Source organism: Leptospira weilii serovar Ranarum str. ICFT (genome assembly GCF_000332415.1).
Lineage (GTDB): Bacteria > Spirochaetota > Leptospiria > Leptospirales > Leptospiraceae > Leptospira > Leptospira weilii_A.
The window spans coordinates 144,946-165,935 of sequence record NZ_AOHC02000021.1; the positions used below are offsets into that span (position 1 = coordinate 144,946).

General features: G+C 45.3%; 18 protein-coding genes. 2 read left to right on the plus strand and 16 right to left on the minus strand.

Annotated elements, in window-relative coordinates:
- Nucleotides 1-19: 19 nt before the first annotated feature.
- On the minus strand, nt 20-2,032 hold the full coding sequence (locus LEP1GSC060_RS06295) for a protein meaA (protein ID WP_002999048.1): 2,013 nt from the start codon (nt 2,030-2,032) through the stop codon (nt 20-22).
- Between the two features lie 107 nt (nt 2,033-2,139).
- On the opposite strand from LEP1GSC060_RS06295, the gene LEP1GSC060_RS06300 reads away from it, so the two are divergent.
- Together LEP1GSC060_RS06300 and LEP1GSC060_RS06305 are read left to right on the plus strand one after the other, a co-directional pair.
- Nucleotides 2,140-3,480: a hypothetical protein gene (locus LEP1GSC060_RS06300; protein WP_002998757.1), complete on the plus strand. Its 1,341-nt coding sequence runs from the start codon at nt 2,140-2,142 to the stop codon at nt 3,478-3,480.
- A gap of 89 nt (nt 3,481-3,569) precedes the next feature.
- Nucleotides 3,570-4,256, plus strand: a complete 687-nt coding sequence (locus tag LEP1GSC060_RS06305) for a class I SAM-dependent methyltransferase (RefSeq protein WP_155119641.1) — start codon at nt 3,570-3,572, stop codon at nt 4,254-4,256.
- Nucleotides 4,257-4,621: 365 nt separating this feature from the next.
- Here the strand turns inward: LEP1GSC060_RS06305 and LEP1GSC060_RS18925 are convergent, their stop codons facing one another.
- The 15 genes from LEP1GSC060_RS18925 to LEP1GSC060_RS06380 all read right to left on the minus strand — a co-directional run bounded on the left by LEP1GSC060_RS18925 (nt 4,622) and on the right by LEP1GSC060_RS06380 (nt 20,944).
- On the minus strand, nt 4,622-5,866 hold the full coding sequence (locus tag LEP1GSC060_RS18925) for an ice-binding family protein (protein ID WP_002998956.1): 1,245 nt from the start codon (nt 5,864-5,866) through the stop codon (nt 4,622-4,624).
- A gap of 505 nt (nt 5,867-6,371) precedes the next feature.
- Nucleotides 6,372-6,977, minus strand: a complete 606-nt coding sequence (locus tag LEP1GSC060_RS06315; RefSeq protein ID WP_002999147.1) for a histidine phosphatase family protein — start codon at nt 6,975-6,977, stop codon at nt 6,372-6,374.
- On the minus strand, nt 6,974-7,942 hold the full coding sequence (gene cbiB, locus LEP1GSC060_RS06320) for an adenosylcobinamide-phosphate synthase CbiB (protein ID WP_002999075.1): 969 nt from the start codon (nt 7,940-7,942) through the stop codon (nt 6,974-6,976). The genes LEP1GSC060_RS06315 and cbiB overlap by 4 nt, the downstream gene beginning before the upstream one ends.
- A 1-nt stretch (nt 7,943) precedes the next feature.
- The gene (locus LEP1GSC060_RS06325) at nt 7,944-10,535 is read right to left on the minus strand and encodes a cobyric acid synthase (RefSeq protein WP_002999183.1); all 2,592 of its coding nucleotides are present in this window, start codon (nt 10,533-10,535) and stop codon (nt 7,944-7,946) included.
- Nucleotides 10,536-11,105, minus strand: coding sequence for a bifunctional adenosylcobinamide kinase/adenosylcobinamide-phosphate guanylyltransferase (gene cobU, locus LEP1GSC060_RS06330; RefSeq protein WP_002999248.1), 570 nt, complete (start codon nt 11,103-11,105; stop codon nt 10,536-10,538).
- On the minus strand, nt 11,102-11,800 hold the full coding sequence (locus LEP1GSC060_RS06335; RefSeq protein ID WP_002998987.1) for an adenosylcobinamide amidohydrolase: 699 nt from the start codon (nt 11,798-11,800) through the stop codon (nt 11,102-11,104). The genes cobU and LEP1GSC060_RS06335 overlap by 4 nt, the downstream gene beginning before the upstream one ends.
- Nucleotides 11,797-13,182, minus strand: a complete 1,386-nt coding sequence (locus LEP1GSC060_RS06340) for a cobyrinic acid a,c-diamide synthase CobB (protein ID WP_002998785.1) — start codon at nt 13,180-13,182, stop codon at nt 11,797-11,799. The genes LEP1GSC060_RS06335 and LEP1GSC060_RS06340 overlap by 4 nt, the downstream gene beginning before the upstream one ends.
- Nucleotides 13,182-13,718: a cob(I)yrinic acid a,c-diamide adenosyltransferase gene (gene cobO, locus LEP1GSC060_RS06345; protein ID WP_002998979.1), complete on the minus strand. Its 537-nt coding sequence runs from the start codon at nt 13,716-13,718 to the stop codon at nt 13,182-13,184. Before cobO ends, LEP1GSC060_RS06340 begins: the two co-directional genes overlap by 1 nt.
- Nucleotides 13,715-14,479, minus strand: a complete 765-nt coding sequence (gene cobM / locus LEP1GSC060_RS06350) for a precorrin-4 C(11)-methyltransferase (protein WP_002999303.1) — start codon at nt 14,477-14,479, stop codon at nt 13,715-13,717. Before cobM ends, cobO begins: the two co-directional genes overlap by 4 nt.
- Nucleotides 14,480-14,492: 13 nt before the next feature.
- Nucleotides 14,493-16,016 carry a precorrin-3B C(17)-methyltransferase gene (gene cobJ, locus LEP1GSC060_RS06355; RefSeq protein ID WP_002998736.1) on the minus strand — a complete coding sequence of 508 codons (1,524 nt, stop codon included), beginning with the start codon at nt 16,014-16,016 and terminating at the stop codon, nt 14,493-14,495.
- Nucleotides 16,013-17,182, minus strand: coding sequence for a cobalt-precorrin 5A hydrolase (locus LEP1GSC060_RS06360; RefSeq protein ID WP_002999077.1), 1,170 nt, complete (start codon nt 17,180-17,182; stop codon nt 16,013-16,015). The genes cobJ and LEP1GSC060_RS06360 overlap by 4 nt, the downstream gene beginning before the upstream one ends.
- Complete coding sequence (gene cobI / locus LEP1GSC060_RS06365) at nt 17,169-17,933, minus strand: precorrin-2 C(20)-methyltransferase (RefSeq protein WP_002999116.1); 765 nt, start codon at nt 17,931-17,933, stop codon at nt 17,169-17,171. Before cobI ends, LEP1GSC060_RS06360 begins: the two co-directional genes overlap by 14 nt.
- Nucleotides 17,930-19,171, minus strand: coding sequence for a bifunctional cobalt-precorrin-7 (C(5))-methyltransferase/cobalt-precorrin-6B (C(15))-methyltransferase (locus tag LEP1GSC060_RS06370; protein WP_002999181.1), 1,242 nt, complete (start codon nt 19,169-19,171; stop codon nt 17,930-17,932). The genes cobI and LEP1GSC060_RS06370 overlap by 4 nt, the downstream gene beginning before the upstream one ends.
- Nucleotides 19,168-19,830 (minus strand): precorrin-8X methylmutase, encoded by a 663-nt coding sequence (locus LEP1GSC060_RS06375; protein WP_036095527.1) that lies wholly within the window; start codon nt 19,828-19,830, stop codon nt 19,168-19,170. The genes LEP1GSC060_RS06370 and LEP1GSC060_RS06375 overlap by 4 nt, the downstream gene beginning before the upstream one ends.
- Nucleotides 19,823-20,944: a cobalt-precorrin-5B (C(1))-methyltransferase gene (locus tag LEP1GSC060_RS06380; protein ID WP_002998755.1), complete on the minus strand. Its 1,122-nt coding sequence runs from the start codon at nt 20,942-20,944 to the stop codon at nt 19,823-19,825. Before LEP1GSC060_RS06380 ends, LEP1GSC060_RS06375 begins: the two co-directional genes overlap by 8 nt.
- Nucleotides 20,945-20,990: the final 46 nt, after the last annotated feature.

A 20,990-nucleotide genomic window follows, 5' to 3' on the forward strand; every position in this document is an offset into this window, starting at 1 on the left:
GAAGCGAACCCGTGTAACGTTATGCGGCTTTGACCGTCTTGGAAATGATATCGATGATCTTTTCCATCACGTCCATCAGATCGTAGTCTTTCGGAGTAAAAATCGCCTTCACACCGAGATTTAAAAGAGCGTCAAAGTCGCTCGGAGGAATGATTCCGCCGAATACGACGGGGATATCCGCTTTATAATGTTTTAATTCTTGGAAAATCTGCTCGGCCAATTCTTGATGAGAACCGGAAAGAATGGAAACACCGATCACGTCCGCGTTTTCTTCCACCGCAGTCTGAACGATTTCTTCCGGCGTTAAACGAATTCCGGAATAGATCACGTCGAAACCCGCGTGTTTAGCGGACACGGCGATCATTTCGGCGCCGTTGGAATGACCGTCTAACCCCGGTTTGCCGACTACGATCTTCGGTCTGGAACCGTTTGTTTTTAAAAACGCTTCGACCTTTCCTCTGACTCGAACCACTTTGTCCGTTTCGAGATTGAGTTTTTGTCCTTCGACACCGGTCGCGGGCCTGTATTCTCCAAAGACGGATCTAAGAACGTCCGCCCATTCTCCCGTAGAAACGCCCGCCTTGGCGCATTCGATGGAAGCGTGCATCAGATTCTTGTTTGCTTTTGCATCCGCTTCGAGAGTTGCAAGAGCCGCTTTCACTCGGTTCGCGTCCCTTTTCGCTTTTGTTTGAGCGAGAACTTCGAGAGTTTCTTCCGCAGACTTAGGATCCACTTTGAAAACACCACCGTCTTGGTCGGTCATGAGTGGAGAAGGGGTTCCTTCGGTCCATTTGTTCTTACCGACGATGATGAGTTCGTTGTTGTTGATCTTAGCAAGACGTTCCGCTTGCGACTTCACAAGCTGGGATTTCATATAACCGTTTTCGATCGCTTTGATCGCACCGCCCATATCCAAAATCTTTTGGATTTCTTTGTAGGCTTCTTCTTTGAGTTCCTTGACTTTGCTTTCCACTACTTTAGAACCTTCGAATAGATCCGGATATTCGAGAAGATCCGTTTCATACGCGAGAACCTGTTGAAGTCTTAGAGACCACTGTTGATCCCAAGGTCTTGGAAGAGAAAGCGCCTCGTTCCAAGCGGGAAGTTGGAGGGCTCTACAGCGCGCGTCCCGGCTCATGGTGACGCCTAACGCTTCGATCAAAATTCTCCACGCGTTGTTTTCGGGTTGTTCTTCGGTTAAACCCAGAGAGTTTACTTGAACCCCGTAACGGAAACGACGGTATTTTTCCTGTTTTACCTGATAACGATCTCTTGTGATTTCGTCCCACATATCGGTGAAGGCGCGCATCTTGCACATCTCTTCCACAAAACGAATTCCCGCGTTAACGAAAAATGAAATTCTCCCCACACACTGTTCGAACTCGTCCGGAGTGAAACAATTTCTTTCTTGGATCGCGTCTAGGATCGCCATCGCGGTAGCGAGTGCGAACGCAAGTTCTTGAACCGGAGTCGCACCGGCCTCTTGTAAGTGATACGAACAGATGTTGGAAGGATTCCATTTCGGAATGTTCTTCAGACAATATTCATACATGTCCACGATCACTCGGATGGATTGGGCGGGAGGAAAGATATAAGTCCCTCTCGCGAGGTATTCTTTGATGATGTCGTTTTGAGTGGTTCCTTGGAGAAGAGAAACGTCCACACCACGTTCTTGGGCGAGTGCGACGTAGAGGGACAAAAGATACATCGAAGTTCCGTTGATCGTCATCGATGTGTTCATCTCTTCGATCGGGATCTGGTTGAATAGGATTCTAAAATCTTCCAAGGTGTTGATCGGAACGCCGACCTTACCGATTTCCGGTCTTGCAATCGCATGATCGGAACTATAACCGCACTGAGTCGCGAGATCGAAGGCGATGGAAAGACCGGTTTGGCCTTTGGAAAGGTTTTTTCTAAAAAGTTCGTTGGATTCTCTCGCGTTTGTATGGCCCGCGTACGTTCTGAAAATCCAAGCCGGTTCTTTGGATGCTTTTCCGGTTTTGTCGTATAGGATATGATTTTTATTTTCCATGAATTCCGTCCCGATTCGAGGTTCTCGTGTTACTTCAAAATGTGTTGGTAGAATTTCACCCAAATTTTTATACTTGCTTTGATTTCCGCAAAACCCAACGAACCCCAATGGACTTAGAAAGAAACAATAAAGCCAACCCAATTTTCGTTTTCCTATCTGCGATCGGTCTTGCAGTCGTCCTTACCTTACTTTACAACTGGTTCGGAGAACCTTTAAATCCGGAGGCGATAGAAATGCTCGCCAATCTCCGTTCTTTAACGGAGGAAGGAAAGTTTTACTCCGATCAACCGCCGCTTCCGTTTTTGATTCTGAATCTTTGGAAATCGATCACCGGACTCAACTATACCACGGCTCTGTTTTCTCTTTCCGCATTTATTTTTTCGTCCGCGATTCACTGGATCGCTTTAATACTTCAGAGAGAAAAATGGAAACCCAATCATTATCTTCTTTGTTATTTATCCGCGATCACTCCGTTGACTTTCTATATGCCTTTGTATTTTTATGCGGAGTTGTTCAGCTTATTCTTTCTGCTCATACTTTTTCTCGCGTTTAGAATGGAGACATTGAGCGACATATTCTTGTTAGCCGTATGTATCCTGGGGAGTTTCTTTTCTCACTTTACGGTTTTTTTAATTGGAATGACGATTTTCGTAATCAAGGCCGGAACGGTCGGAATTCGGGAAAGAAAGAAACATCAGTCCGTTTTTTTTAAGAGAAGGAACATTCCTCAGTTGGTGTTACTCGTTTACATGGGAGTTTTTTTAACTCTTCTTACCGTTTTGATTACCGCCGAATTTTACGGTGCGAATTCATTCGAAACGTTTTACAAACTTTTATGGAGTTATTTGGCGAACTTCGGGCCGTTGTTTTTGATCCTTTATATCGGAAGTTTTCTTTTAAAATCGGAAAAAGAACTGAGTAGTGTCGCCGCGAGCGCGGTGTTGATGGTGATTTTACTCGTCTCCGCTTATTTTTCCGTTAAACCGACATCCGGAATCAACGCGATCAAGTTGAGTGCATTTACGAAAGACCTCGTCAATCTTAAGAGTAGGGTCGTGATCCAGACGGACGAAAAGATTTACGCGAGCCCCGCGGTTTCGTCTTACGTGTATTTTCATTCCAAACAAAAACTTCAATCCGTACGACCGAAGGAATGGAAAAATCGGGACTATTTGTTTTTGGAAGAAGTCTGGCTCGCGGACAAAAGAGAAATGCTCAAACGGTATAAGTTTAAAAATCCGCAGTTCGTCTTTTTATCGGGAGAACAGATTTTGATTACCGGATTTCTTACGAAAGTCATCTCCGGTGAGAAAGAGAACACTCAGATCAAGATTCAAGTCGGAAAAGCAAAGTCTCAACTTTTGCTTAAGACCGGCGAAACACACCTGAATCGTTTTCTTACGGGAATGTTTTTTGCCTCCGCTTTAAGTCCGGAACCGAATCTTTGAAATCGATTTGGAAAAAAAAGTCGAATTCAAAAGATAAGAGCTCCGATTTCAAAGGAAAAAATTTCGCCGTATCCTTTTACAAGAAAAAACTGAATCTCGGAGCCGATGTCGAAGAAGAGTCGGACGACCTGACCTTGGGAGCCAACGGACTGCCGTTTGAAACCGCGTATTGGAGGGATATTTACGGCTCGGGGACCGATGTCGACGCCACGTTTAACGCCAAAGAGCATGCACGTTATGCGAAATCGATTCTGAATCTGATGGAAATCGACGTAAATTCAGTCGCGGACTTCGGGTTTGGTAAGGGGATTCTCTTAAAGGAAATGGTGAAAATTTTCAAACCCGGTAGGGTTCTTGCCATCGATCCTTCCGAACAGATGCTCGACGAACTTCTGACTCAGAAATGGATTCGAGCGTGGAACATCTCTGTCTTAAATACAACCGTTCAAGAATTGGATCTTTCTTATTTTGTTCATCTTCCCTTCGATCTTGGGATCTGCAATTCCGTGGTTCAATACATCAAAGGCGATCTAAAACCTGTTTTTGAAAAACTTCATAAAATCGTTAAGTATCTCTATTTCTCCGTTCCCACAAAGGACGATTACATCCGGATGAAAAAAGACATCTACTTTGAAGATCCTTACGCTTATGTGAGAACCAAAAAACAATATCTCAAGGTCATCGAACCGTATTTCCGAAGAGTCGGGTTTAATCTTTTGGAAAGTAGATTGGTCGGAGATTCAAGATTTACGGACGAACTGTTTAAGGACGAGTGAGAAGTATTCAAATACGATACGCCTGTGTACGACTACAACGAATCAAGTGTAACCCATGTCTCCGGTCTTAGAGTGTTACCGATATGCCAGAGCACAAAACTTCCGGTAATGGATATTTAGAATGAGACAAAATCTGGCTCATAGTTTCATGGGACATAATGATGATTATCGGAAGTTGCCTGTTGCTCGTTTTTAGAAAGTTCATTTTGTAGGAGGACCATTCGTCTTTGAGGCCGTCGCCTCGTTAAAACTTAGATTACCTTTTGGAAAAGGTTCCAAAAATTTGAATGTATAAAAAAAGCCGCCTCACAAGGGCGACTTCCAAAACTACGATCGCAGATCATCCCTGAGGATGATTGATTGGACTAAGGATAAATATAGTCGTCATCACCCGTGTGTGTGAGAGCAATCGCGGCCGCACCCGTTGCATTTACGGTCACGTTGCCGTTACCCGTGTTGGTAACTGTTACTGCACCGGTGGCATTGCTGTGAATCGTCATCACACCATTGCCCGTATTGGTCGCAGTGAGCACACCGCCATTGTTTACAATGTTGATCGTTCCGGTACCTGTTTCAGTCGCCGCAACGTGTCCACCGTTATTCTCAACGTTGATGTATCCTCCACCAGATACAACACCAACCACATCAGCCGAAGTACTACCGGTTACCGTAACACCGGACACAGGAGCCGTTGCCGGTTGAACAGCAGCAGGAACTCCGCTGGAGTTAATGATGGTATTCACCATAGTCACCGAAGCAAACAAACCTAACGCTCTACCGTTCAAAGTTGTCGGGGTTAAGTTACCAGCGGTAGAAAACGTAATCCCTGCACTTGCAATGATCGTTCCCACCATGGTTCCACCACCGGCTCCGTTGATAGTTGCCGCGCTACCTACTTGCCAATAAACGTTCTTTGCCTGAGCTCCATTGACGAGTATCACTGAACGTGGGGCCGCAGGGGCGCCTACCGTAAGAGCACTTGCCATCTGGAAAATCCAAACTGCATCCGCGTTTCCTTGTGCATCCAGAGTTAGATCAGATCCGGTAATTAAGAATGGACCTGCAGCCGACTTATATACACCCGGGATTAAAGTTAATCCGCCTAATTGCCCTGCTCCGGGATCCATTCCATTGGGTCTGGAAGCAAGATCGTTAAAAGCAGCCAAAGCATCTGCGGCAGTAGTAGTCGCAGCTTCAAAGGTTGCAGCAGTTCCTTCAGTACAGGTCACTCCGGCAGGAGAAGGAACGTTCGTATAAATGGTTCCACTCACTGCGCCGATATTTAACGGAGTTTCCGTATAACCACAGGTTAAATTGTGAAATCCGGTGATCATAGTCGAAGCGCCCGTAGTTCCCATATCCCCCGTAATCGAAGTGATGGTTCCCTGGTTTGTAATTCCAGCTCCACCCCCAAAACTCGCGAAAGTTGCAGCCGAACGAAGATCCGGCGCCGAAGGGCCGGCGGTCTCAGTATTGACTCCCAAAAGGTACAATGTCGCCGCCAAACGTAGATTTGACGGTTCATTGCTTTCGCACGTGATCGTGTTCATGAAAGACGCCACAATGAGCGCCCCAATCACACTTAGTTTCATATTCGCTTTAATTTTCATTTTACTTTTCCTCTTATTCGTACCGTTAGACGGGTAAGCCGATGATAAAATATATAAATAAATTAAATAATACTAATAAACATGATTCTAAGTCTTAGTTGGAATGATTCTTAACGTTTGTCCGTTTTGTAAAGAGTCATAAAGGATAAATAACGCTCGACAAAACGAAAAAAAACGTTTAAACCTTGCTTATTTCAATTACCGTGAGTTTGGCGGTTGAAATCTGAGCGAATTCAATCCCGGCCCTGGGGGGACTGGGTCGCGTTTGAACTAAAGTGTTATTTTCTTCAACTTAATCTTACTCCCGGTGCTGCGACCCTTAGGGAGCAGCGCCGTTGAGTTGTTTGCTTGAACTAAAGTGTTGCTTTCCCGGATGCCGATCCATAGAGAAGCATCCGCCTAAGTTTCCTCGGCCGCAACATACAATCGCTTTCGCATTCGTTTACAAAAAATAATTTTAAATCACAAGACTCGTGACCTTATTAAATTATAGGTTTAATTTATTTTAAGGATATCTTCTTGAAAGAATATCTTCGAGATTAAATTCAATACATTCTGTATTTTGAATATTTTGAATTTGTTTTGTTTTTGATTGATACATTTTAAACATTCGCGTTATGACAAAACCGTGTGTGCACAACGCGACAACTCGATCGGAAAAAAGGTTTATCTTAGCCGTAAGGGAAGAATGAATTCGGTCGTCCACATCCTGTTTCGATTCACCGTTTGGAAAACAAAGTGTGTCGTAAATCGGATCGGGGTTGTTCCATCGTTCCCAAAAGGATTTTCCGAAATAAAGGTCGACTTCGCTTATCAATTTCCCCTGCCCTTCTCCCAAAAACACTTCTCTGAAACCGAAATCGAAAATCGGATCTAAACCGAGCGTTGCCGATACGATTTCGCTCGTCCTTTTGGCCCTTCTAAGGTCGCTGCTTAACAAAATTTCCACACCTTTACTTTTTAAAATCGGGGCTATGGATTCGGATTGGCGTTCTCCTTTTGCCGTAATCGGAATTTCCAAATGTCCTTGGAGCCGACCTTCTTGGTTCCACTCGGTTTCTCCGTGTCTAAAAACGTAAATCGCATTTGATTTTTTGAATGTATTTTTCAATTTTTTAGTTTCCACTCTTCCCAAAAACAAACTCCGATCAAATAGATCAAAACGTAAAATGCCGCGGTTAAAACGGAGGTTAATAAGACCAACTTGTTGGTTTGAAGAATCTGTTCCGTTTGAAATTCATTTTTGGGATTGCCCAGTTTCGGTTTTATACTTTGAATTCCGTCGTAAAAATTGGTCCCGCCGAGTTGTATCTCTAAAGCTCCGGCGACCGCCGCTTCGGTGAGTCCCGAATTGGGACTCGGATGTTTTCTTCCGTCCCTACGGAGAATATATAATGAATTTTTAAAGTTATAATCGAGAATCAAGGATGCAAATACGAGTATATAAGACGTGATTCTCGCAGGAAGGTAGTTTGCCAAATCGTCCATCTTGGCGGGGAAACAGCCGAATTTTCGATATCGATCGTTTTTGTATCCGAAAAGGGAGTCTAACGTGTTAATCGATCGATAAAACATCGCCCAGGAAGGTCCGCCGAAAACCGCGTAAAAAAGCGGAGCCGTAATACCGTCCACAAGACTTTCGGCGGTGCTTTCCACACAGGCTCGAATGATCTCGGGTTCGTCCAAATGTTTTGTGTCCCTTGCTACGATTCGGGAAACTTTTTTTCGAGCGAGTATAAGATCTTTTTGAACTAAAGCGTCGTAAACTTCTTTACTATGATCGATCATATCTCGGATCGCGATCGTGGTATAAATCGTAAGGATCGATAAGAGCGTTGTCATAACCTGATGAAGTTCGTTCGAGAATCGGATGAGTAAAAACGGTATCAAAAAAGAAAGAGAATACACGGAACAGGACGCCAAAATTCCCGCGGTCCTTTCCGAAGTGCAGCGACGCCTGAAGAATTTTTCGGACGCTCTTGCCAGTTTACCGATGGCGCGTACGGGGTGAGGAATATTTCTCGGATCCCCGAATATCAGATCGAGGAGTACGGACACGGTTACGATCCAAGGCATTTTAATCCAGCCCTAAAGTTCGGTAAATCAGATCGGTACTCAATGACCGCCTAACGTGTGTAGCCAGACTATCCAGAGACTTCTCCAAATCGTAATGGACTTGGACGTCGATCAAAGGTCGTTTCCCCTTTCGGACTCGGATTTGATCCAGATATTTTCTGCGAAATTCGTCCTTGTCAAAAACTCCGTGAATGTATGTTCCCCAAATCCTGCCCGTTAAATCGCTATGTCCCAACTCTTCGGTCCTATTGTTTAAAAAATTTACCCGAGTATTTCCGACGGATTCCGTTTTTCCGTGATGGATCTCGTATCCCCGGACCTCGCATCCAGTGGGAACATGTACAGCGGAAGTTTGTTTTAGAAATTTATGTTTTTCTAATACTGTTTCTATTTGTAAAAGAGCGAGCCCTTTGGCGCTTCCTAGATCGGTTTCGATCTTATACGGATCGAAAATGTTCCTTCCGAGCATTTGATAGCCGCCGCAAATCCCCACTATATCGATGTTTTGATTTTGCGCGAGAGAGACGATTCGATCCGCTAAACCGATATCTCGTAAATGCTTCAAATCGGCGATTACGTTTTTGCTTCCGGGAAGAATCAAAACGTCCGGTTCTCCCAAATCCTTCGGGTTCCGTACGATCCTTATCCGAACGTCCGGTTCGGATTTGAGCGCGTCTATGTCCGTATGATTGGAAATCCTCGGGGTGTCGATCAAAACGACGTCGATTCTTTCTCCCAACTCCGATGTGTCGTCTAACGCACCGGATTTAAATTCGAGGGAATCCTCCTCGGGCAACCCGAGGTTTTGAAGATGTGGTACGATTCCGAGTACGGGTTTGCCGGTATATTCTTCGAGATATTCCGTGCCCGTTTTTAAAAGTTCTTTGATTCCTCGGAAACGATTGATGATAAAACCGAAAACGAGTTTTCTTTCCCATTCCGAAAGGGATTCCATCGTTCCTAAAATCGAGCCGAAAATTCCGCCGTGATCTATATTTCCGACAAGAAAAACGTCGGCCTTGGCGTATTCGGCCATTCTCATATTGACGATATCGTTCTTTTTCAGATTTACTTCGGACGCGCTTCCCGCGCCCTCTATTACAATTACATCATATTCGGATGAAAGAGAATCGAAGGATTTTTTCACTTCTTCGAACGCGATCGGTTTATATTTTGTGTAATCCTTGAAATCCATTGCGGCCACGGGTTTTCCGTTGACGATCACCTGCGAGTCCTTTTCGCTCGAAGGTTTGAGTAGGATCGGATTCATTCTTATGTCGGGGATAATTTTCGCGGCTTGCGCCTGTAATGCCTGGGCTCTTCCGATTTCACCTCCGTCCAAAGTTACGAAGGAGTTGAGAGCCATGTTTTGCGATTTGAAAGGGGCCACTTTAATTCCGTCTTGTACGAGGATACGACAGAACGCGGTCGTTAAGATACTTTTACCGACGTTAGACGCCGTTCCTTGCAACATAATCGCAGGCTTTTTTTTAGTACGTTTGCGGATTTTATTCGTTCCGTATAAGACGTCCGAAAATGCGTCCGCGATTTTTTCGTTTTCCTCGGGGGTGCGAACCGCGATTCGAATGAAATTTTCGGATAACCCGGAAAAATTTCCGCAATCCCGAACTGCGATCCTGTGTTTTTGGAGCAATTTTCGGACTAAGTCGTGTGTGTTCCGATTGTTTAAGATCTTGACGAGTAGAAAGTTCGTCTCGCTTGGAAATAGATGCAGAAAATATAAATTAGAAAGATAGCATGCTAGTTTTTTTCTCCAAACGCGGACTTTTTGTTTCGAATTTTTAAGATATTCCGTATCCGAAAGCGCTCTTTCGTAAACCGCAGCGGCAAGAGAATTTACGTTCCAAGTGGGGAGCCTTTTTGAAAGTAGGGAACAGATCGTAGAAGAGGCAAAACAAACTCCGATTCTCAAGCCGGGAATCGCAAGAATTTTTGTCATGGATCGAATCAGAATCATGTTGTCCGTTCTGTCTCTAAGAAACGAGGTTTCTTCCGGACAAAAATCGATAAAGGATTCGTCGATTACAAAGTTTGAATTTGGAAATTCGTAGGCGAGTTTTAAAATTTCTTTTTTATCGAGAGTGATTCCAGTCGGGTTATTCGGATGTCCTAAAAAGACCAACGCCTTTCGATCGGGTTTTGATTTTAAGACGTCTCGCATCTCGTCAAAATCCAAACGGAAAAAATTCCCCTCTTTGAGAAGGAGTTCGATACAAGGAATGTCCCTGAGCGAAATCGCTTTCTTATAACCGCCGTAACAAGGAGTTGCAATCAAAGCATAATCGGCACGGATCGCAAAAGGGATCTGGAAAATAAGTTCGGACGCGCCGTTTCCAAAAACGATCTGCTCCGAATGTATTCCGTATTTTGAATATATAGTTTCTTTTAAGGAGGTATAGTTCGGGTCGGGATAAGAAATAAGATCGCTGATTTTGGAATGGATAAACGGCCGTAACCATTCGGGAAATCCGAGCGGATTGACGTTTGTGGAAAAATCCAAGATCTCGTTCGGCTTACACTCCGCCATTTGTGAAAGTTCTAAAAGATTACCTCCGTGTTCCGATCGATTCACTTATTTCCGATTCCCTTTAATTTCAAATTTATTTTCTTGTATCCTAAGAGGGATGCCGCTCACCATAAAGTAAACGGAATCAGCGTTATGCGCTATTGTTTGATTGCAGATTCCCAAAAGATCCCTGTAGATTCTCCCTATTTTATTTTCAGGCACGAGTCCTAATCCTACTTCGCTGCTTACAAAAATCACACTTTCCGCTTCGGACTTCCGAATACGTTGTACGAGTTTCGAACAATATTTTTCGATCTCGATTTCGGTTTTTTCTATTTTTGCACGATAGAGTAGATTGTTGATCCAGAGGCTGAGGCAATCGATTACGACGACCGATCGTTTCCATACGCGATCGGACTCGAATACATTCAAAAGATTGAATTCTTCTTCTATGGTTTCCCAGGAAAGATCCTTTCTATCTTTTTTATGTTTTAAAATTCTTTCATTCATTTCCTCGTCAAAGACGGGACAGGTTGCGACAAAGTATTTTTGTCCTTCGCTTTTGTTTGCAAGTTGAAGGGCAAATCCGCTTTTGCCGCTTCTACAACCGCCCGTGATCAAGATGACTTCAGTCACTCGTTTCTCCGTTGTATGGATTCCCTATTCGATCCGTTTTCTTTCCAGTTGGCGATTCCTTGAACGACGGAATCGTGAACGGCCTTTCCGATAAGATGACCTAGAAGAGTGTGTTTGCCCGTATAACGCAATTCCGGGTAACGTGCGGGAGAAGCGAACGCGATACAATCGGTTCCGGTTCCGGTTGCAAGTTTCCGGCCCGCTTGGCTCGGTATTCCCGCTTCCAATACGGCGAGAGTTCTTGCCTCCGCGATCAAGGAAATAGCTTCTAAGGAAGTACTCAGATTCAAAGGAGCGGAACATTGTACAAGAATATTGATCGTTCCGTAGACTTTCGATTGGAAAGGAACGTCTCCGATACGGACGGAGTTTCCAAGTCCTGCGGTGACGACGGATCGGATCCGTATATTTTCTTTTTGTAAAATGACTTCCGAATAATTTTCAAGAGAAACGCTTGTGAGAAAGCCGACAACGTTTCCGGATTCTTCTTTTTGGAGCAAACGTTTGCGGAAGTAATCGATCGGATCTATATCCGGGGTGAGATCGTCGTCTCGAACGCGATGCCATAAAACACAATCGACTTGTTCCGTCCAACCGCCTCCGATGATCGCCCAACTTAGAACGTTATGCGGTTCTTCAAAGTTTGCGGTAAGCCAAGAAGCGGAATCGATCCTTACACAAGGCGCATCAATCATCTTGGAAACCGTAAACAGGATCGAACAAATCCTTCCGGCAAGGACGGATTGGACGCCCAGTGCGCGTGTATGTAGGAGGCGAGTACGGAATTATGAAAATAACCCTCTTCGTTTACTTCGTTCTCCTTTCTTTTTCTGAGTTTGTAAACCAATTCGATCGGATGCGATCGGTCGAGTTCCAAATCGGAATAACGAAACTGATGACCTCTGAATCGAAGTCCTTCCTCGCCGAAGATCGTTTCTTTTTTTGTAACGACTTCCACATAACCGAGGGATTTTAATTTTTCGCGCATGGTCACGGTTCCGGGTATCAGGCCGACCATCGGACGGGATTCCCCTCCAACGAGCCGGATTTTGTTCGAAAGGTACATAAGCCCGCCGCATTCGGCGTATATAGGCCGGTTCGTATATGCGAATTCTCGAATGTCGTTTAACAAAAATTCGTTTTTTGATAAGGCGTTTGCGAAAAGCTCCGGATATCCGCCTCCAAAGTAAAGCCCGTCCACGGTAGGAAGTCGGGAATCGGAGATCGGAGAGAAAAACACAAGTTCGGCTCCGGCTTTATACAATCGCATTAAATTTTCTTCATAATAAAAATGGAATGCTGAGTCCAGGGCGATTCCGATTTTACAACGACTCGAAACCGTTTTGATTTTAGAGATTGGACCTGAAATCTTCGGAGCGGAACCTGCGATTTTTAAAACGGAATCGATCTCTAAACATTCCTCCCCTTTTTCACCCCAAAAAACGAATCGTTGTTCGGGTAAATTATCTTTCGAAGCGGAATACAGACCTAAATGTCTTTCCGGAAACGATTGTTCGGGATGTTTTAAAAAACCTCCCAGGATCGGAATGTCCGGGGACGCGTTTTTGAGAAGTTGAATATGGGATTTGCTTCCGATAAAATTGGTAAAAGCTCCCGCGAGATTGAGATCCAAATCGAAAGTTTTTAGGCCTTTTAAAATTGCGGAGACGGTTCTCGCCATGCCGCTTGCGTCCACAACGACTAACACGGGTGAGGCGAGCCATTTGGCGATTTCCGCCGTGGAGCCGACATCCGAGTCCGGCGAATGACCGTCAAACAGTCCCATCATTCCTTCTATGATCGTTATATCTACGTTATGACACGCTTGGTGAAAGACGTTTAATACGGATTCTTTTCCCATCAACCATCCGTCCAGGTTATGGCATGTTTTTCCGGACGTTCGAGAATGATACGTGGGATCCAAATAATCGGGCCCGCACTTGAAGGTTGCGACTTTCAATCCTCTTTTTTGCAGGGCTTGCGTAAGCGCGAGAACGACCGTGGTTTTTCCGACGCCACTTCCCGTGCCTGAAATTACGATTCTCGGAATTTTGATTTCAAAGTTAGAATCGTTCATCAGAAATCGATTCCTTTTTGAGCGGGAATTCCGTTTTGATACGGATGTTTTTGGACTTGGGTCACGCTGACTAAGTCGGCGTAGTCCGTCAGAATTTCCGGGCAGTTCCTTCCCGTAATTACAACATGAACGTTCTTCGGTCTTTTGGCGAGGATATCGACGACTTCCCGAGCGTTCAACCAGCCGTAATGAAACGCGTAAGTAATTTCATCGAGTATTATAATATTATGATTTCCTTCTATAATCATTTTGCAAGAGACGGACCACGCGGCTTGTGCCGCGAGTTTATCCTTGTCCAGATCGTCGCTGTCCCAGGTAAAACCCAAGCCCATAACGTAAAAGTCGAGTTCCGGAACGGTTTTTGCGAACATCCTTTCTCCGGTTTCCCATTTTCCCTTTAGAAATTGAACGACCCCGCATTTCAAACCTCTTCCTAACGCGCGGAAGACGATTCCGAGCGCTGCCGTGGTTTTTCCTTTCCCGTTCCCGGTGTGAACGATCACAAGTCCTTTCACATGTTGTGCGTCGGAATTCATGGATTTCTTTTAGCCTTTCTGAAGCCGTGCGAAAAATCCGAGGAATACAATCTGGAATCCGCAAAATCGGAACAGTCTAAAACCGGACCGACAAAAACGATCGCTGTGGATGAAATTTTTTCGGTTTTCACTCTCTCTGCAATGTCGCATAACGTTCCTGTTAAAATTTTCTGTTCCGGCCAACTCGCCTTCTGGACGACCGCCGCCGGGCATTTTTCTCCGTAGTAAGGAGTCAGTCTTTCGACGATCTTTCGAATGTGTAAAACGCTTAAAAAGAGCGCAAGAGTGGCTCCGGATTGAGCGAGAATTTCGAGCCTTTCCTTATCCGGCACGGGTGTTCTTCCTTCGGTACGAGTGATGATTACGGTTTGAGAAACTTCAGGAAGAGTCAGTTCTTTTCCTAGAGCGGCTGCTGCTGCGGTAAAGGAACTGACTCCCGGGACGATCTCGTATGGAATATTCAAAAAATCGAATCTTCTCATCTGTTCCGCCGTGGATCCGAAGATGGAAGGGTCTCCCGTATGAACCCTGGCAACGTCCTGGTCTCTTTCTTTAGCTTGTAGAATTACGGAAATGATTTCCTCCAAAATCATATTCGAAGAATCTAATACGATTGCGTCTTTTTGCGCTCTTTCGATCACTGCCTTGGGTACGAGCGAGCCGGTATAAAGGACAACCGGGCAGGTTTCCACAAGTCTCGCTCCTTTTACCGTGATCAATTCCGGATCGCCCGGCCCGGCTCCGATGATGTAAACTTTCATAGTATTTCGCTCTTTAACATTTTAAGATGACTCCGCGAACTAAATTCCACACTTCCAAGGGTAATGTTCCCAGCCAGGAAATGTCCGTATATTCTTGTCCGTTTAAAAAAACTCTTTCGCTTTCACTTTTTGTATAAGTAAGAAGACGTTCGCTTACGGAAGAATTTCTATGAATAACGAATCTCTCATAAATTTCTTCGGGAAGAATTTCGTTTGGAACGACCATCAAAAATTCAAATCGAAAAATCCGAACTTTTTCGAAATCCGTAATATTCAATTTGGAGTATTTACCTCCGTATTCTTCCGGATCCGCAAAACCGTAATCTTCGAAACGCGTAGGGTTTTTAAGTTTTCCCACTATATAAAATTTTTCTAAAGTACGAAAGAGGATTCCCCCACCCAAACGACCGATGTAGGCTAACGTGTTATTTTCGGGATTTACGGACCTGATTTCTTTGTGTACATCCCGTTTTTGTATTTGCGAAAGTATACCTAAAGTTGCCATCGCGTTTATAGCCGACGAATCCTGATTCATAGTCGTTGAAGCGACGGAAGAATGTATCTCTATAGAGGCGTCGCGCGTCGCCGAACTTTCGGAAAATTCGTTTTGATTCTCCTCCGTTTTCATAACGGAAGTGGATTTTTTGACAAAGGCTCCTTGGATTTTCGTGACGTTCAGGTTTATGCGAGAATCGTTCGAATTCTCTCTGCTTTGCAGATCCCCTGCGGAACGAAGCGAAAAACCTCTTCTTTGTCCTTCCCTAAGGCTTGTATCTTCCAAAGAATACTTGTTCGTATAACCCCTCGGAGTGATCATAAAACCTTCGTAGACGAACGTGTTCGCGGAACCTACGATCACGGTCGTGTTCATTCCAATTTCGTAATTTAAGAAATGATCCAGATCGGAAAGTCGGACGTCTTGTTGTTTTCGATACGCACTCTTGACCAAAACGACCGGAGTGGTTCCGGGACGATGTCGCTTAATAATTTTCGAAGCTTCTACGATTTGTCTTTGCCTTCGTCCGGAAGCCGGATTGTAAAGAGTGATTACGAAATCCCCTTTGGCCGCGCATTCCAAACGATTTTCGATGACGGACCAAGGAGTCAAAAGATCGGAGAGGGAAATTCTCGCCGTATCATGAACGAGGGGAGCGCCTATCAAAGACGCGCAGGAACTATCCGCGGTAACTCCCGGAAACATTTTGATTTCGGGAGGATCTTTCCTCCTCCAACCGATTTTTTTCAACACTTCAAAGACGAGTCCCGCCATTCCGTAAACACCCGCGTCTCCCGAAGAAATCAAGGTGACGATTTTACCTTCTTTTGCGACATCGATTGCGGTTTGCGCCCTGCCCACTTCTTCCGTCATTCCTGTTTGTGTCACTTGTTTGCCGCCTAAATGGTGTTTGACGAGTTCGATATAAGCGGCGTAACCGATCACAAGATCCGCTTCTCGAATCGCTTGTAAAACGGCCGGGGTGATGTGCGCGTCGTTACCCGGACCGATTCCGACGATGTTCAACCTTCCCTTTTTCATTCATTTTCCTTTATTAAAAAATCGGAATGTAGTATCGAATCCTGAGATCGTTTCGGATAGGAAATTCGGGAGATTGCGATCGTGAGATTTTTACCGTTTTCTTCTTCCTTGTATTTTTGTTTCGGAAGAAGAAGAGAATCCGCGCCCGATGCGAGAAGGCTTGCGGCTTCGCAGACGGATTTTGTTCCGACAAAATTTTTGACGACTTCGGAGGGGGATATAATCCGAGAAACCCGATCCAATTCTTCCGAGGGGAAAGTAAATAATTCCCAGCCGTATTTTTGAGAGAGCGCAAGAAAGGCCGCCTCGTCCTTTTTTAAATCGGCGGTGGCGATCGCGCGGACGCTTTGAATCGCAAGTCCGTTTTCGTTTAATGTTTTACGTATCCCTTTCTCGACGGTTTCAAAAGCGATGTTTCGGTCGCACCCAAGCCCTAACACCAATGATTTAGTATAATATAATATTGAATTTTCATAATGTTTTTTGTGAGTTGTCGCCAAATCGCTCCGGTCCGTAGCTATCAAAATGATTTCGTAATCATTGGGGTCGACGTCGTTTAGGGAAGTGGAATATTCCACACCTTTCGGAAGGCGTTTATCGACCGGCCACCAATTCGGCTCGCCCGTCTCTTGTACGAACAAAACCTTGGTTTCGTTTACGACCGCCGCACAACCTCGGGTTACGTTTCGATCGGGATGTTCCAAAACCCAACCGAGTTCCCTACCGAGTATGTCCACGGTTAAAGTCTCGGAAACGTCGGATGCGGTCGTGATCACGGGGATATTGGAAAGAGTTTCTGCGAGTCGTTCGGTAAAAAAGTTTCCTCTCCCGACGTGTCCGGATAAAACGCAGACCGAAAAATTGGCGCGATCGTCCACGCAAAGAACGGCGGGATCCGTTTTCTTATTTTCTAATAAAGGAGCGATCATACGGACTACGGCGCCCACGCTGACGACGAATATGTGACAGTCGTATTCCCGAAATGTTTCGCGTAACGTTTTGTCCATGGGAAGGGAAAGAAGTTTGGAATTCGGCGGGGCGTCTTGGATGAATTTAGGAGAAACGAAAAGCTCCGCTTCTTTCCAAACGGATTGAATTCTTTTGGCGATATCGAGCCCGTGTTTTGTAATTACAAAAACGGAATACGGTTTTCTATTCCGTTTCAACGTTTTGTCCTCTTAACACACCCTTACGTTTTCGAATCGATAAAATCACCGTCGAAAAATAATCGCAGTTTTCGTTTTGAATCGTTTCCAGATCTTTGACGATTTTTTGCCGGTCGGTCGTTCCGTAAGAAACATAACTCGCGTTTTTTAGAATATTCAGTTCTTTCAATATAGTAACTAGCCGGGGAACGACTTGCCCCACTTTTGTGAGAACGATCGTATCGAAATGTTGTACGAGTTCGGGAAGGTCTTCGATTCCGTAGGTTCCGGGAATCACACAGAAACGTTCTCTTCCGTCCGCAAGAGGAATTTGAAGAGCGGCGGGAATCGCGGTGATGGACGAGACTGCGGGAACGATTTCCACATCGATTCCGGGCCAACGATCTCCCGCTTCTTCTAAAAGATAACTCCAGGAACTGTAAACGGAAGGATCACCTTGAGTGATAAAAGCAACGTTATGCCCCTCTTCTAAACGTTTACCGATTTCCGCAAAAGCCTTATCCCAAGCGGGAATGAGAATCTCCGGATCTTTTGTCATCGGAAAATGAAGAAACAATTTTTCCTGGGCGGAATTTTTTTCGACAATCGGAGAACAAACTCTCCAAGCGAAAGGTTCCAGGTGTTCGCTACTTTTAGGAATCGCGAGTACGTTTACCGAATTTAAAATCCGAACGGCTCTGAGCGTAATCAAATCCGTAGCGCCCGGACCGACTCCGACCCCGTAGAGTTTTCCGTATTTGTTGGAATTCATGCGGAGAAATCCTCCGGTTTTATGATTTTAAAAATGTGAATCGGATTCAGGGCTTCGTACTTAAGATAACCGCCGAGAGGTTGACCTCTGGAAACGTTCAAGAGAGTTACTTCCGGAGTAAGTCCCAACTTTTTAAAACTTTGATAAGCTTCCGAGACGTTGTCCAGGGTGACCGCGTTTACGACTAAACTTCCGAAAGTGGAAAGTCTATTTAAGGAAATTCTAATAATCTCATAAAGGTTTCCTTTGGAACCGCCCACAAAGACGCAATCCGGGTCCGGCAGGTTTTCCAAAACCTCGGGAGCTTTCCCCGGAATTACTTGTAAGTTATCCGTTTTTTGGGAAAGCGCGTTTTGCCTGCAAATTTCGATTCCTTCCGGATCGACTTCGATCGCGTAGGACTTACCGTTTTTGGCGATTTGTGCGGCTTCGATCGCGACCGAGCCGGAACCGGCTCCTATGTCCCAGACGACGCTGTTGTCTCGGATATCCAAAAATGCGACGGAAAGAATTCGAACTTCTTTTTTCGTGATCAATCCTTTTTTGGGAATCCGTTTCGCATAACTTTCTTCGGAAACGTTAGGCACAACCGTCGGAGATCTCCAGTTTGTATCGTTACGAACGAGAATCAAAACGTTCAAACGACCGATTCCTTCCTCTTCGCTTAACAATCGTAGATCGAACTTGCGGACTTTTTCCCCTTTGCCGCCTAAATTTTCGCAAACGAAGGCGGTCCAATCCGATTCGTCGAAAGAGATTAGATAGGAAGCGATCGCCTGCGGATGATTGACTTCGTCTGTGAACAACGCGACCTTACGGAACGATTGCAGTTTTGTAACGAGCCCTTGGATGGGTCTTCCGTGTAAGGATAAAATTTCGGCGTCGTCCCATTTCATACCGACTCTGGCAAAGGCTTGTTGAATCGCGCTGGGTGCGGGAATAAAATCCACGTGTTCGGAACCGACTTTGTCCCCGATCCGGTTTCCGATTCCGAAAAAAAGAGGGTCTCCGGATGCAAGCACACATATCGTATGTTCGCAAGCAAGTTCCGCGATTCTTTCGATCGTTTGGATCCAATCTCCTTTGAATACGATCTTTGTACCGGGAAACTGAGGAAAAAAATCGAGATGTCTTTTCCCTCCGGCAAGAATCTGCGCTTTGGCGATCGCGTTAGCCGCAATACTCGATAATCCGAGGCAACCTTCGTCGCCCATACCGACCACGGTAACCGCCTTCATTTTTTGCCTCTTTTGGAGGATAAAAGAAAAAGAGCGTGTATGATCGCGACCGCAATCGTACTTCCTCCCTTTCTGCCTCTGGTGATAATATATGGAGTATTATTATATTCTAATTTAATAATAGACTCTTTGGATTCCGCAGAGGAAACGAAACCCACAGGAACTCCGATGATCAGCGCCGGTCTGATATTTTCCGCACGGATCAATCTTTCGACTTCGAGCAAGGCCGTCGGTGCGTTTCCGACGGCGATCACGGCTCCATTCAAAAGATTGAATGTTTGTGCTTTATGGATCGCTTCGATCGCTCTTGTGGAATTGTTTTTTTGGGCGCGTTCGATCACGTCCGTGTCGGAGATAAAACAGTATGATTTACAACCGTAGGTTTCGAGTCTTTCCCGGTTGAGACCGGCGATAATCATACGGACGTCGCATACGATCGGGCATCCTTTTTTTAAAGCGTTTATCCCGGAATCGATCGCTTGTCGATGTATTTTGGTGATGTTTTTGTACTCGAAATCCGCGGTCGCGTGGATGATCCTTCGAACCACTTCCCATTCTTCTTTGGAAAAGGAATGAACTCCGGCCTCTTCGTCTATGATGGAAAAGGATTTATCTTCGATCTCCCTTCCGAGAGTTGTCATTTGTCTCATGTCATTCATGAATCGTATTTCCTTCCGTAAGTTCGGTGGATTGTAAAAAACCGTCGCACTTGCCCAAAAGCGCTCCGTCAAAGTCCGTCATATAACAGGAAATCATCATATTCGTTCCCGCGTGTTTGGAGCAGTTCTTAACGACGATTTCGCAGATTTTTGTCGATACGATTTCATAGCCGTAAGATTTACAAATTTCTAATACGTGCCTAGCGGTGTTCGCGTGTAGGATTTCGATCGCGATCGGTTCCGGAACTCCCGCGGATCTCGCGATTTCGGATAACGTCTTAGTGTTTACGGAGGAGCCTCCTCTGTGAGTCATCATCACGCCGTCGGCCATCTTGGATAATTTTCCGATCATACCTACGACGATCACTCGACGGATGGATTCTTTGACGGAGGTTTTGATTCCGGTGCCGATAAAGTCCCCGACTTGGATAAAGGAAAGTACATTCAAATTCGGGAATAGATCCATGGCGAATTTTTCGGACTTACCGCCCGTTGTGAGAACCGCCGTATCGATTCCGTATTCTCTCGCCATCCGAATCGCTTGGATGACGCTCGCTTTAAACGCCGCCGTGGAATACGGTTTGACGATACCGGTGGTTCCTAAAATGGAAATACCGCCGATCAAACCGAGGCGTTCGTTCATCGTTTTTTTCGCCATCTCACGACCGCCCGGGACGCTGATCTCCACCTCCGCGCCGTTAAACGAACTTCCCCGCAATTCTTCCAAGATCATCTCGCTGATATTTTTTCTAGGTACGGGATTGATTGCGGCTTCTCCGACTTCCAGACCGAGGCCCGCTTTTGTGACGGTTGCGACACCGTCCCCTCCCTTTAAGACGATTTTACTTTCTTTTGTTAAGCGAACTCGAGCCGTAAGTTCGGCTCCGTGAGTACAATCCGGATCGTCCCCCGCGTCCTTAACGACGCTGCAAATGGCAACTTCACCTTCGAGTTGGCAACGTTTGACCGGAAAGAGAACCTGTTTTTGATTTGGAAGAGTCGTTTCGATTTCCAAAACGGGATAACCTTTTAAAAGGAGGCGGGTCGCGGCCTTAGCCGCCGCTGCGGAGCAGGCGCCCGTAGTAAATCCTTCTCTCAAATCTTTTGTTGTCATCGCCTAACGCCTAATACCTTCCGATTCTCTTACGGAGTGGAAGAAG